Origin of the sequence: Rahnella sp. EDr1-12 (assembly GCF_049206505.1) — a bacterium.
GTDB classification, from domain to species: Bacteria; Pseudomonadota; Gammaproteobacteria; order Enterobacterales; family Enterobacteriaceae; genus Rahnella; species Rahnella rivi.
The window spans coordinates 231753-244179 of sequence record NZ_JBLZNY010000004.1 but is presented as its reverse complement, the minus strand read 5'-3'; the positions used below and the strand labels follow the sequence as shown (position 1 = coordinate 244179).

11 protein-coding genes and 1 tRNA gene are annotated in these 12427 nt (G+C 54.5%); 8 read left to right on the top strand and 4 right to left on the bottom strand.

Annotated elements, in window-relative coordinates; translation table 11 throughout:
- Positions 1-8 precede the first annotated feature (8 nt).
- Entirely contained in the window at positions 9-1856 is a 1848-nt protein-coding gene (gene atzF, locus ACO0U8_RS17780; protein ID WP_421671355.1) for an allophanate hydrolase, read from the bottom strand.
- Positions 1857-2218: 362 nt separating this feature from the next.
- Between atzF and ACO0U8_RS17775 the strand changes: the two genes are divergently transcribed.
- The 5 genes from ACO0U8_RS17775 to ACO0U8_RS17755 all read left to right on the top strand — a co-directional run bounded on the left by ACO0U8_RS17775 (position 2219) and on the right by ACO0U8_RS17755 (position 6925).
- Positions 2219-3664: an alpha/beta hydrolase gene (locus ACO0U8_RS17775; RefSeq protein WP_056775759.1), complete on the top strand. Its 1446-nt coding sequence runs from the start codon at positions 2219-2221 to the stop codon at positions 3662-3664.
- A gap of 93 nt (positions 3665-3757) precedes the next feature.
- Positions 3758-4213, top strand: a complete 456-nt coding sequence (locus ACO0U8_RS17770) for a MarR family winged helix-turn-helix transcriptional regulator (protein WP_056775757.1) — start codon at positions 3758-3760, stop codon at positions 4211-4213.
- Positions 4214-4402: 189 nt separating this feature from the next.
- A complete protein-coding gene (locus ACO0U8_RS17765; protein ID WP_056775755.1) occupies positions 4403-4825 on the top strand; it encodes an organic hydroperoxide resistance protein in 423 nt (140 codons plus the stop codon).
- Positions 4826-5068: 243 nt separating this feature from the next.
- A complete protein-coding gene (gene eptB, locus ACO0U8_RS17760; protein WP_056775752.1) occupies positions 5069-6748 on the top strand; it encodes a kdo(2)-lipid A phosphoethanolamine 7''-transferase in 1680 nt (559 codons plus the stop codon).
- Positions 6749-6848: 100 nt separating this feature from the next.
- Positions 6849-6925: transfer RNA gene (locus tag ACO0U8_RS17755), tRNA-Pro, on the top strand.
- Positions 6926-7013: 88 nt separating this feature from the next.
- Here ACO0U8_RS17755 and ACO0U8_RS17750 read toward each other — a convergent pair.
- The 3 genes from ACO0U8_RS17750 to ACO0U8_RS17740 all read right to left on the bottom strand — a co-directional run bounded on the left by ACO0U8_RS17750 (position 7014) and on the right by ACO0U8_RS17740 (position 8264).
- A complete protein-coding gene (locus ACO0U8_RS17750; protein WP_122097198.1) occupies positions 7014-7493 on the bottom strand; it encodes a type II toxin-antitoxin system YhaV family toxin in 480 nt (159 codons plus the stop codon).
- A 6-nt stretch (positions 7494-7499) separates the two neighbouring features.
- The gene (locus tag ACO0U8_RS17745; RefSeq protein WP_183849859.1) at positions 7500-7844 is read right to left on the bottom strand and encodes a type II toxin-antitoxin system PrlF family antitoxin; all 345 of its coding nucleotides are present in this window, start codon (positions 7842-7844) and stop codon (positions 7500-7502) included.
- Between the two features lie 99 nt (positions 7845-7943).
- Positions 7944-8264, bottom strand: coding sequence for a hypothetical protein (locus ACO0U8_RS17740; RefSeq protein WP_421671354.1), 321 nt, complete (start codon positions 8262-8264; stop codon positions 7944-7946).
- A gap of 460 nt (positions 8265-8724) precedes the next feature.
- Here ACO0U8_RS17740 and dppA point away from each other — a divergent pair, with 460 nt between their 5' ends.
- The 3 genes from dppA to dppC all read left to right on the top strand — a co-directional run bounded on the left by dppA (position 8725) and on the right by dppC (position 12424).
- A complete protein-coding gene (gene dppA / locus ACO0U8_RS17735; protein ID WP_056775745.1) occupies positions 8725-10332 on the top strand; it encodes a dipeptide ABC transporter periplasmic-binding protein DppA in 1608 nt (535 codons plus the stop codon).
- A 147-nt stretch (positions 10333-10479) separates the two neighbouring features.
- Positions 10480-11499, top strand: coding sequence for a dipeptide ABC transporter permease DppB (gene dppB, locus ACO0U8_RS17730; RefSeq protein WP_056775743.1), 1020 nt, complete (start codon positions 10480-10482; stop codon positions 11497-11499).
- A 10-nt stretch (positions 11500-11509) separates the two neighbouring features.
- On the top strand, positions 11510-12424 hold the full coding sequence (gene dppC, locus ACO0U8_RS17725) for a dipeptide ABC transporter permease DppC (protein ID WP_421671353.1): 915 nt from the start codon (positions 11510-11512) through the stop codon (positions 12422-12424).
- Positions 12425-12427: the final 3 nt, after the last annotated feature.

Below are 12427 nucleotides of genomic sequence, written 5' to 3'. Positions count from 1 at the left end.
GCGCGCCCTCAGCTTCTGACCGGTGAATTCAGGCTCTGGATATAACTTCTCCAGCCGCCAAAATGAGTGATGTCTGTGGCTTCGCTAATCGCCCACGGCTCGCAGATAAAGCCTTTCACGGTGCGGCCATCGGCCAGTTCGAGCGAACCGATACCCAGCGGTGCCGGGATTTCAGCGACGAATTCCCCGAAGCGCGCCAGCGGGATATCCCAGAGTTCGACGATAATCGCGCTGCCCGATCCGGCGCGTACCAGCCCCGGTTTTGGCGGCGTGGTATTCGCGAGGGCGTAAAGTTTGTAGGTCGCGGCGGTTGTGGTTTGCTCGACGCGCACCGCGTTGCGGCTGGTGAGCTGAACATTGAGCGGCATGCCGGTCAGGTGCGCGCCAACCACGGCGACGCGCACGCTGGCAGCACTGACCGGCGCGGAGGTCATGAATTCTTCGGGCTTCATCGCCAGCCCGGTTGCGCCCAGCGGCAGGCTCAGGCTGCGCTGCCACTGACGGCCAAAGCTGGCTAACGCATCGTCGTGCCAGGCCGGGGCGACCAGGGTGATCCCGGCGGGCAGGCCGTCGGCGCGCAGGCTGGACGGCAGCGCAAGAGCAGACAAATCCGCCAGATTGGTGAAGTTGGTGTAAATGCCGAACTGCGAGTTGTAGAGCACCGGCTCCTGCGCCATTTCTGCCTGAGTGCGGATGGTCGGTGAGGTCGGCACCACCAGCGCATCAAACCCTTCCAGCGCCAGATTGATTTTGCGCGACAGCTCCGCGCGTAAATATTCGGCGCGCCAGGCATCGCAGGCGCTGTAGTTCAGACCACTGGCGACGATGCCGCGCACCACCGGATCCATCGCTTCCGGGTTTTCTTCGAAAATCTGACCGACCGCAACCGTACGTTCTGCTACCCATGCGCCGTAATACAGCTGCTCCGCGAGTTCACGGAACGGCGTGAAATCCACCGGGACCAGCGTGACGCCGCTGCTGCTCAGGCGTTCCAGTGCCTGATCGAATTCAAATTCGGCCAGCGCATCACCGAAGAATTCCAGGCTGTCCGGCACCGCAAAGCGTGGATGAGCCGAAATTGCCACCGGCGCAGTGCGCGGATTTCGGCGCGAATAGGCGTCCGTGGCGTCGTATCCGCCTGCGGCATGGGCGACGGTTTGCGCGTCGGCAACGGTCAGCGCAAAAATTGATACCGAGTCATTCAGGCGACAGGCAGGCACCACGCCGGTATTCGACAGCCAGCCTTTGGTCGGTTTTAGCCCGACGACATTGTTGAATCCGGCAGGGACACGGCCCGAGCCGGCGGTGTCGGTCCCGAGGGAAAAGGCCACCAGGCCGCGTGCCAGAACGGAGGCCGACCCGGAACTGGAGCCGCCGCTGACATAGTCCGGGTTAAAGGTGTTGCGCACGGCACCAAACGGCGAGCGGGTTCCTACCAGACCGGTGGCAAACTGGTCGAGATTGGTTTTGCCTATGACGATCGCGCCTTTGGCTTTCAGGTTCGCGACCACGGTGGCATCGGCTTCGGCGGTGTAAGTGAACGCCGGGCAGGCGGCGCTGGTCGGCCAGCCGGCAATATCAATATTGTCTTTGACAGCGAAGGGGACGCCAAATAAAGGCAGGTCTTTCAGCGAGCCTTCGGCCTTCTGGCGCAGGCTTTCCAGATGCGCAATCTGATCTTCAAGCTGGTTGGCGCTGGCGCGATAAAGCCAGGCGTTATCGGTGGGGCTCAGGCTACCCAACACCATCGACAGCGTGGTACGCAGGCTGCCCGGCGCAGTGCGGTAATGCTGCTGCCAGTCCCGCAGGGTAAAACCGCGATAAGGTGAGCTGGTAGAATGTGAGGCGTCGGTCATAAGTTGAATTCCATCTGGTACACAAGATTGAATTCACTTAAGCAAGGCCTGTGCCAAATCATTATTTGTTGATTTTAAATGATTTATTATTTATCGCGTGAAAGCGTTGTACGTTTGTTGCACCACGCACGTAAGGCAACTGAGCAAAAATGGGGCGAAAATTTGCGCGATGTCCCGCAGGAAAAAGATAAACGTGGCCCGATAAAGGTTCCGGTATACAGTTGTATGAACTGATGATTTATTATTCTTGGCAGAAAAGCGGGCGGATTCATGTCCAGAAAACGATCCATCATTGCGCAGTAATGTGCCTGGCAGAGGCTGGTGCATACCTCGCAACATTAGCCAGAGGAAACCCCTAATTAATGCAACTTCGTCGTCTCTATGTACGCCTGAAAAAGCTGCTGCTGGCGCTGATTCTGGTGATTATTACGCTTCTGGCCGTGCGCACTTATGACGCCTTACAGGGGCCGCCGCTTGAGCCGTGGCACAAACTGGTGCCGGACGAACTGAGTGCGGAACAGCTGGATAAGAGTGACTGGGCGGCGTATTTACGCGCGGAACAGCAGGCATTTCTTGAAGTGAAGCAGGAAGTGACGGACAAGCTGGACGCCGAAGAACGTATTCCGCTTAACCGCTATTACGACCGCAGCCCGATTTACCCTGAGCATTTTGCACAGGACTGGAACCGGTCTTATGAGCTGATGCCTGACGGCAAACCGGTCGGCGCGGTGGTGTTATTGCACGGCCTGACCGATTCCCCTTACAGCCTGCGCCATATAGCGCAGGATTATCGCCGTCGCGGATTCGTGGCCGTCGGTATTCGCCTGCCGGGCCACGGAACGGTGCCCGGTGGCCTGACGCGGGTGGACTGGGAGCAGTGGATGGCGGCAACGCGGCTGGCGGTGCGCGAGGCGCGCCGTGTCGCCGGGCCGGATGTGCCGCTGCAACTGGTGGGCTTTTCAAACGGCGGTGCGCTGGCGATGAAATATACGCTGGATTCGCTTGATGACTCCGCGCTGGTGCGGCCCTCCCGCGTGGTGCTGATTTCCCCGATGATCGGCGTGACGAGCTTCGCGCGCTTTGCCGGATATGCAGGCTGGCCTGCGATTTTCCCCGCCTTTGCCAAAACCGCCTGGCTGAACCTGATGCCGGAATTCAATCCGTTTAAATACAACTCGTTTCCGGTCAAAGCCGCCCGCCAGTCTTATCTGCTGACCCATGTGTTGCAGCAGCAAATCACCCGGGATGCGCAATCCGGCAAGCTGGCGCAGTTACCACCGGTGCTGGCATTCCAGTCGGTGGTTGATTCCACCGTCAGTAGCCGGGCAGTCGTGACGGCGCTGTTTAATCAGCTGCCTGCGAACGGCAGCCAGCTGGTGCTGTTTGATATTAACCGCAGCGCGTACGTCGGTCCGCTGCTGCGGGTGGCGTCAGAGACGGCGGTAGGGCGTTTACTTCCGCCTGCGCCACGGCGTTACCAGACCACGGTGATCACCAATGCGGCGCCCGATCAGGCCGCGACGGTCGCGCAGATCACGGCGGCAGGTCAGACTGCCGTGGTGACGACGCCGCTGGGGCTGGATTATCCCGCGGAGTTCTTCTCGCTTTCGCACGTTGCGCTGCCGTTCCCGCCAGATGATTCGCTGTATGGCCGTACTCCTCAGGGGCCGGCACAGTTTGGCATCCGGCTGGGTACACTGGCGGCCCGCGGTGAAAACGGCGCGCTGGTGGTCAGTATGGATCAACTGATGCGCGTATCGTCGAATCCGTTTTATCCTTATCTGTTGCACAGAGTGAACGGATTCTGATTGCCGGGCGCCTGCACTGATGGCGTCAGCGGATATTTCCCCCAGAAAGCGATTGCGATTATATCGCGCGCTATATAGATTGGCGGCATGAACATGAAAACAGACAACGATTCCACGCCCAACCGCATGCATCTGGATCAACAGATGTGTTTCGCACTGTATTCCGCGAATCTTGCGTTGCATAAGGTTTACCGCAAATGGCTCAGCCAGCTGGAGCTGACGTATCCGCAGTATCTGGTGATGCTGGTTCTCTGGCAGCGCGACGAAGTGACCGTCTCTGAGATCGGCGACAAGCTGTTTCTGGATTCGGCGACGCTGACGCCACTGCTCAAACGCCTTGAAACCGCCGGTTTACTGCTGCGCCGTCGGGCGAAAGCCGATGAGCGCCAGGTCATTATTACCCTGACCGAGGCGGGCAGGCAGTTGCGCGAGAAAGCTCAGGGCATTCCTGAAGCGATTTTGTGTGCGACCGAGTGCGAGCTCAGTGAAATGATGACGCTCAAACAGCAGCTCGAATCTCTGCGCGAGAATCTGAAAGACAAATCCTGAACGGCGGGCAAGGTGTTGCCCGCCGCTTTCGGTGATTGATGGTACCTATTGCAGCAAGCAGATAAATACGACGTGCGCTTTCGAATTTGTCTGCTAGTATCTAATACATAGCGCACGATTAAATCGTGTATAAATTTCTGATTACATCACTCTTGTCATTCAGTCATCTGACCCGAAAAGGAACGAAATATGTCTATCGAAAAAGTTGTGTATCGTGCTCATGCATCTGCAACCGGTGGCCGTGACGGCCGCGCTGTTTCTGACGACGGCGTGCTGGATATCAAACTGGGTGTACCAAAGGAAATGGGCGGCATGGGCGGCGGTACCAACCCTGAGCAGCTGTTTGCTGCCGGTTACTCAGCCTGCTTCCTCGGTGCACTGAAAGCCGTGGCTGCACAGGAAAAAATTAAGATCCCTGCTGACGCGAAAATTGAAGGCGCGGTGGGTATCGGGGCAATCCCGGGCGGTTACGGTATCGAAGTTCAGCTTGATATCACCCTGCCGGGCTTTGAACGCAGCGACGCAGAAGCGCTGGTGGCCAAAGCACATCAGGTTTGTCCGTACTCCAATGCCACCCGTGGCAACATCGATGTAACCTTGAATATTAAGTAATTTTTAGAGAAGTACCGCCTTCACCAGGGCGTTTTAATGCACTATCCGGGAGGCTTCGGCCTCCCTTTTCCTGTCTGAAATTCCCGGCACGATCTTCTCATCTCCTCTGCAGGGCGCTTGCGCTCAGGCATTTGGCCGCTATGTATATAAACGTAATCTCAGCATAATCTGTGAACTCGCCGGGCATAAACATGTCACAATGATTCAGAATCTTTCAAAAAACTTCCCGGAAAACCACATTACATGAATAGAGTGAAGACTCTATCGCAGCAAAATATTTCATTATTGTTAGCGATTTATATTGGCATTTTCCTCAATGTCTCCGTGTTTCAGCGCCGCTTTGCCGCCTTAATTAATCACTTCACTTCCATTGAACTGATGCAGGCTGTCACTGAAGTCTGCGCCATCGTGCTGTTTACCTTCTTCGTACTGCGCCTTGTGTCACTGGGCGGACGGCTGTTTTTCCGCATCGTCGCCAGCCTGCTGGTGCTGATTTCCGTCGCCGCCAGCTATTACATGGTGATGTTCAATGTGGTGATCGGCTACGGCATCGTGGTGTCGGTGATGACCACTGACATTGACCTCAGCAAAGAGATCATTGGCCTGCATTTGTTTGTCTGGATGGCGCTGGTCAGTGCGATCCCGCTGTTCCTGATCTGGAAAAACAACCTGCGGCTGACGCTGATTGAGCAGATTAAAACACCGGGGCAGCGCGCGTTGCCGCTGATGGTTCTGCTGGCAACGGCATTGCTGGTCTGGCTGCCGCTGCGTTATCTCGATCACGAACAAAGTGTGAACGAGAAGAAAACCAACGTCGATTTGCCGAGCTATGGCGGCGTTGTTGCCCACTCTTATTTACCGTCTAACTGGCTGGCCGCGCTGGGTTTATATGCTTATACCCAGGTGGATGAAGGTCAGGATGCCAGCCATTTCCTTGATCCGGCGAAAGAGTTTACCTACGTGCCACCGGCAGATATCGACGATACCTATGTGGTATTTATCATCGGTGAAACCACGCGCTGGGATCATATGGGTATTCTGGGTTACGAGCGCGACACTACGCCGCGCCTGTCGAAAGAGAAGAATCTGGTGGCGTTTCGCGGGACGTCGTGCGACACGGCGACCAAGCTCTCTCTGCGCTGTATGTTCGTGAGGGAAGGCGGTACGGAAGATAATCCTCAGCGCACCCTGAAAGAGCAGAACATTTTTGCAGTGATGAAATCATTAGGTTTCACCTCTGAACTGTTCGCGATGCAAAGCGAGTTGTGGTTCTACAACAACGCCAACACCAACAATTTCTCCTTCCGTGAAATCATCGCCTCTGAAAAGCGTAATGACGGTAAGCCGGTGGACGATATGTTGCTGGTGAATGAATTACAGGAGTCGTTGAAAAATCATCCGAAAGGCAAACATCTGGTGATCCTGCATACCAAAGGTTCGCATTATCTCTACTCTCAGCGTTATCCGCGCAGCTACGCACGTTATACGCCGGAGTGTAAGAGCAACACCTGTACCAAAGATGAGCTGATAAATGCCTTCGATAACAGCGTGTTGTACACCGACACCTTTATCGACAACGTGATAGATCAGCTGCGTGATAAGAAAGCGCTGGTGTTTTACGCATCCGATCACGGCGAATCCATTGATGAAAACTCACATCTGCACGGAACACCGCGCGAGATGGCGCCGCCGGAGCAGTTCCGCGTGCCGATGATGGTGTGGGCATCCGACAGTTTTCTCGAGCAGGCGGATCATAAAGAGGCGTTCGAGCAGCTCCAGGCGCAGCAACGCGTCGGGGCGAAGAAGCGTCATGTTGAGTTGTTCGATTCGATTTTAGGCTGCCTGGGTTACACCTCTCCGGACGGTGGCATCAATCCGGCGAACAACTGGTGTGCAAAACCTCAGACGGATCAGAAGTTATAGGTTAATTTGGCGGCGTATCGGATGATTTCTGGGCAGTCGGTGAATATGCATTAAAAAGCCGTTGACGCTCTGAAACCGTCGCAGTAAGATGCGCCCCACTCGGCGAGTAGCGCAGCTTGGTAGCGCAACTGGTTTGGGACCAGTGGGTCGGAGGTTCGAATCCTCTCTCGCCGACCATATCCCCGTCTGATGATGCATTCAGTCATCAGATAACGAAAAGCCCGCAGCCTTCTGGTTGCGGGCTTTTTGTTTTGTACGATACCCCTCAGGTTGTTTCTTCCTTCAGGTTTTCCTTTTTTGCTGCTTCATACAACGCCACCCAGCTGTCAGGCGGCTCACCGCTTTTGAGCATTTTGCGAAATACCCGGTAAGCGTCTGTTTTACTCTCATAGGCTCGCAGTTCTTTATCATCATTAACCCATGCATAAATGATGATCCGGCTTTTAAAGTTGTAGCGAAAAAAAAGACGGTATTGCTGAAAGAATTTTGCCCTGAACCAGTGAGTAAACTCCCCGCCTAACGTATCTCCCTGTCGAAACTCCGCCCGGGCAGGGTCTTGCGGGATGACTTCAAACATCAACTTATTAATGGCCGCCAGTCTCTTGGTCGCATTCCTGTTTTTGTAACCCACAGGGTCTTTACGGCGCAGCTGTACGACCTGCTCGGTGAGTTTCTCTATCTGTTGCAGAATCAACGGGTGAGCGAGCAGCGTCCACCCATTACTCTCCATGGCCTGATTATGCATAGTCCTTTACTCATCATCGTCAGAAAGCGGGCTCTCAAGGTCAACGGCAACGCCAGTGGTCAGTACACTCATCTTTTCATGCACAGATAAGGTCACCGGTTGCATATTTTCCGGATGATTGAGCATATCCGTCGCCACGAAATCCAGAAAGGCATTGATGACAGGATCTTCCGGTTCTTCGAGTTGCCTCGAAATAACCACCTGTCCGTCCGGTAAAATCTTGTATTGAATGCGATCGTTCCCGCTGAGATTTAACGCCTTGCGTATGGCTGCGGGGATGGTGGTTTGAAAGCGACGGGTCACTTTAGACTCGGCTTCGAGTTTGATTCCCCATGTGACTGAGGCAGGCATAGACGAGACTCCTTGTGATGCTTAATTGAGCGATTTCGGCAGGGTAATGCAAATGCATTGGTAATGCAAATGCCCCGAATGTACGTGATCGTTTATGCGTTACGTGCCGCAAATCTGCGTCAGATTGCCTCTTAAACCTGCATTTTCGTTTTGCAAAACGCTGACCGGATACTGCATATGTCGCGCAAAGCAATAAACACGCCAGAATTCAAATTTGGGAAACATGATCGTTTCGATATATTTCAGCCCTTGCGCGCTCTTTCGTTGAAAAAATAAGCAGGGAGTGGGTGTCGGAGGAGATGCACCACCACGGCACATTTGCGCCATTTTGGGGTGTTTTGCCGGTGCCACTGGCGGACGCTTTTTATGACAGCTTTGCGACAATCGCGGCTCTTCCCAGCATTTTCCGCTGGTTTCCACCCCTATCTCAAAAATAACCGTTCATATATTCATCATTTAGCGAGAAATTTTTAGGGATTTAATATGAGTGAAACACCCGTGAATATTCTTTTACAAAGTTGATTGTGTGGGTTTTGGGTTCAAAAAATGAACATTCATCCTGATTTGGTTAACAGAATGTTTTTTTATGTTTGTTTGCTGTTACTCACAGTCTGTGTAAATGCCTGATGGTTATATTGACGTCAGGGATAGGAGTTGCCAAATTGATAGCCCCAAGGAAGACCAGTGATTATTTCCGGTAAAGATCTGTAAAGCCCGCTTTACAGTTCGATGGAAAAAAAATGGCAGTTCACCATGCTCTGGTTGGACTTATTGCAGCGCACAACCAACACAGTCACCCGCAAATAAAAATAAAGGGTGCCGTGAGCTGCAAAACACAACACACACATCCACATCACCATTCATCAATGGAGCAGAAGCGATGACAATCTCTTTAGGTAAGTCGGGGCTACTGAAATTCAGTATGGGCCTGATTGCGCTGACCGTTGCGGCAAGCGTGCAGGCAAAAACGTTAGTGTATTGTTCTGAAGGTTCACCTGAAGGCTTCAACCCTCAGCTGTTCACCTCAGGCACCACGTATGACGCCAGCTCCGTGCCTATCTACAACCGTTTGGTTGAGTTCAAGATCGGGACCACAGAAATTCAGTCCGGTCTGGCTGAAAAGTGGGACGTGTCGGCAGACGGCAAAACCTACACCTTCCACCTGCGCAAAGGCGTGAAGTGGCAGGATAACAAGGAATTCAAACCGACCCGTGATTTCAACGCGGACGACGTTGTGTTCTCCTTCGAGCGTCAGCTGGACAAAAATAACGCTTACCACGGTGTGTCCGGCGGCAGCTACGAATACTTCGAAGGTATGGGCATGGGCGATCTGATCAATAAGATCGTGAAAGTGGACGACAACACCGTGCAGTTCGTACTGAACCGCCCTGAGTCTCCATTCCTGGCTGACCTGGCGATGGACTTCGCGTCAATCCTGTCTGCGGAATACGCTGACAACATGCTGAAAGCCAAAACCCCTGAGAAAGTCGATTTGGATCCGATCGGTACCGGTCCGTTCCAGCTTGTGCAATACCAGAAAGATTCACGCATCCTCTACAAAGCCTTCCCAGGCTTCTGGGGCACCAAGCCGCAGATCGACCGTTTAGTCTTCTCCATCACGCCTGACGCTTCCGTGCGTTATGCGAAATTGCAGAAAAACGAATGCCAGGTAATGCCGTACCCGAACCCGGCTGACATCGCTGCCATGAAGAAAGATAAAACCATCAACCTGATGCAACAGCCAGGTCTGAACGTCGGTTATCTGTCCTTCAACGTTGAGAAAAAACCGTTAGATGAAGTGAAAGTGCGTCAGGCACTGACCATGGCTGTGAACAAAAAAGCCATCATCGATGCGGTTTATCAGGGTGCTGGCCAGCCGGCTAAAAACCTGATCCCACCAACGATGTGGGGCTACAACAAAGACGTGGTGGATTACGAATACAATCCTGAAAAAGCCAAAGAGCTGCTGAAAGAAGCAGGTCACGCAGACGGTTTCACTATCGATTTGTGGGCAATGCCGGTACAGCGTCCGTACAACCCGAACGCACGTCGTATGGCTGAAATGATCCAGGCTGACTGGGCGAAAGTGGGTGTGAAAGCCAACATCGTCACTTACGAGTGGGGTGAATACCTCAAGCGTGCAAAAGCGGGCGAACACCAGTCTGTGATGATGGGCTGGACCGGGGACAATGGGGATCCGGACAACTTCTTCGCCACGCTGTTCAGCTGCACCGCAGCTAAAGACGGTTCCAACTATTCCCGCTGGTGCTACAAGCCGTTTGAAGATCTGATCCAGCCTGCTCGTGCTGAATCCGATCATGCCAAACGTGCTGCGCTGTACCAGCAGGCTCAGGTTGTGATGCATGACCAGGCACCTGCGCTGATCATCGCTCACTCCACTGTGTACGAACCTGTTCGTAAAGAAGTCAAAGGCTATGTGGTTGATCCGCTTGGCAAGCATCACTTCGAAAACGTCTCAATGGAGTGATCGCCTGCTGAATAATAACCCGTGAGCTGCGTTGTGTGGTGCTCACGGGCCATTCAGTACAGCTTTGATTCTCAAGAAAGAAATGTGAGCCACAATAAGCCCGGCGAGCTACGGTTCTCCGGGCATTTTATACAGAGAGTACGGGATATGTTTCAGTTCATACTCCGACGTTTGGGGTTAGTTATCCCAACGTTTATCGGCATAACTTTGCTGACTTTTGCCTTCGTACACATGATACCAGGCGACCCGGTCACCATCATGGCAGGCGAGCGCGGTGTTTCCCCCGAGCGTCATGCCCAGTTAATGGCAGATATGGGGCTCGATAAGCCTCTTTATCAACAATACTTCCACTATGTGAACGGGGTGCTGCACGGCGACCTGGGCACGTCCTTAAAAAGCCGAACGCCTGTCTGGCAGGAGTTTGTACCGCGTTTCAAAGCGACGCTGGAGCTGGGCATTTGCGCGATGATTTTCGCGATCCTTGTCGGCATCCCGGTGGGTGTACTGGCAGCGGTAAAACGGGGATCGATATTCGACCACACGGCGGTGGGTATCTCACTGACCGGCTATTCGATGCCGATATTCTGGTGGGGGATCATGCTGGTGATGCTGGTTTCGGTACAGCTCAACCTCACGCCCGTATCGGGGCGAATAAGCGATACGGTCTTCCTTGATGACAGCATGCCGCTGACCGGCTTTATGTTGATCGACTCCCTCATCTGGGGCGAGCCGGGCGATTTTAAAGACGCCGTAATGCACATGATTTTGCCGGCGCTGGTGCTTGGCACCATTCCTCTGGCCGTTATCGTGCGTATGACCCGTTCTTCCATGCTGGAAGTGCTGGGTGAAGATTATATCCGTACCGCGCGCGCCAAAGGCGTCAGCCGTATGCGGGTGATTGTCGTCCACGCACTGCGCAATGCGCTTTTGCCGGTGGTGACCATCATTGGTTTGCAGGTCGGGACGCTGCTCGGCGGCGCTATCCTGACGGAAACCATCTTCTCCTGGCCGGGGCTAGGCCGGTGGCTGATCGACGCACTCCAGCGCCGCGACTATCCGGTCGTGCAGGGCGGGGTGTTGCTGGTCGCGACTTTGATCATCGTGGTTAACCTGCTGGTAGACGTGCTCTACGGCGTGGTCAACCCGCGTATTCGTCACAGAAAATAAGGGGCGCAAAATGTCTCAGGTTACAGAGCCCGTCGCGAATGAAATCGTGACGACTGCGCCAGTGCCGATGCCGCCGTTGCGCGAATTCTGGCATTACTTCAAGCGTAATAAAGGGGCCGTTACCGGCCTGGCTTACATCATCATCATGCTGGTGATTGCGATCGGGGCGAATGTGATCGCGCCGCATCTGCCCGCTGAACAGTTCCGTGACGCGCTGCTGCGTCCGCCGGTCTGGATGGAAGGCGGCAGCTGGAAATTCCTGCTCGGCACCGATGACGTGGGTCGCGATATTCTGTCGCGTCTGATGTACGGCGCGCGCCTGTCGCTGCTGGTCGGTTGTCTGGTGGTGGTGCTTTCGCTGATCCTCGGCGTGATTTTCGGCCTGTTTGCCGGTTATTACGGCGGTGTGATCGATGCGATCATCATGCGCGTGGTGGATATCATGCTGGCCCTGCCGAGCCTGCTGCTGGCGCTGGTGCTGGTGGCGATTTTCGGCCCGTCGATCGTTAACGCCTCGCTGGCGCTGACCTTCGTGGCCTTGCCGCACTACGTGCGTTTAACCCGCGCAGCGGTGCTGGTGGAAGTTAACCGCGACTACGTGACCGCATCGCGCGTGGCGGGGGCCGGTGCGGCCCGCCAGATGTTCATCAACATTTTACCTAACTGCTTAGCGCCGCTGATTGTTCAGGCGTCGCTCGGTTTCTCCAACGCCATCCTCGACATGGCGGCTCTCGGCTTCCTCGGCATGGGCGCGCAACCGCCTACGCCGGAGTGGGGCACGATGCTGTCCGACGTCTTACAGTTTGCTCAAAGTGCCTGGTGGGTTGTGACCTTCCCCGGCGTGATCATCCTGCTGACGGTACTGGCATTTAACCTGATGGGTGACGGCCTGCGCGACGCCCTTGACCCTAAACTCAAGCAGTAGGGG

What these genes read in the sequence shown, in the direction of transcription:
- eptB (WP_056775752.1), top strand. Translation starts at nt 5,069, where the DNA reads ATGAATAGAGTGAAGACTCTATCGCAGCAAAATATTTCATTATTGTTA.
- dppA (WP_056775745.1), top strand. Translation starts at nt 8,725, where the DNA reads ATGACAATCTCTTTAGGTAAGTCGGGGCTACTGAAATTCAGTATGGGC.
- ACO0U8_RS17765 (WP_056775755.1), top strand. Translation starts at nt 4,403, where the DNA reads ATGTCTATCGAAAAAGTTGTGTATCGTGCTCATGCATCTGCAACCGGT.
- ACO0U8_RS17745 (WP_183849859.1), bottom strand. Translation starts at nt 7,844, where the DNA reads ATGCCTGCCTCAGTCACATGGGGAATCAAACTCGAAGCCGAGTCTAAA.
- ACO0U8_RS17775 (WP_056775759.1), top strand. Translation starts at nt 2,219, where the DNA reads ATGCAACTTCGTCGTCTCTATGTACGCCTGAAAAAGCTGCTGCTGGCG.
- atzF (WP_421671355.1), bottom strand. Translation starts at nt 1,856, where the DNA reads ATGACCGACGCCTCACATTCTACCAGCTCACCTTATCGCGGTTTTACC.
- dppB (WP_056775743.1), top strand. Translation starts at nt 10,480, where the DNA reads ATGTTTCAGTTCATACTCCGACGTTTGGGGTTAGTTATCCCAACGTTT.
- dppC (WP_421671353.1), top strand. Translation starts at nt 11,510, where the DNA reads ATGTCTCAGGTTACAGAGCCCGTCGCGAATGAAATCGTGACGACTGCG.
- ACO0U8_RS17770 (WP_056775757.1), top strand. Translation starts at nt 3,758, where the DNA reads ATGAAAACAGACAACGATTCCACGCCCAACCGCATGCATCTGGATCAA.
- ACO0U8_RS17750 (WP_122097198.1), bottom strand. Translation starts at nt 7,493, where the DNA reads ATGCATAATCAGGCCATGGAGAGTAATGGGTGGACGCTGCTCGCTCAC.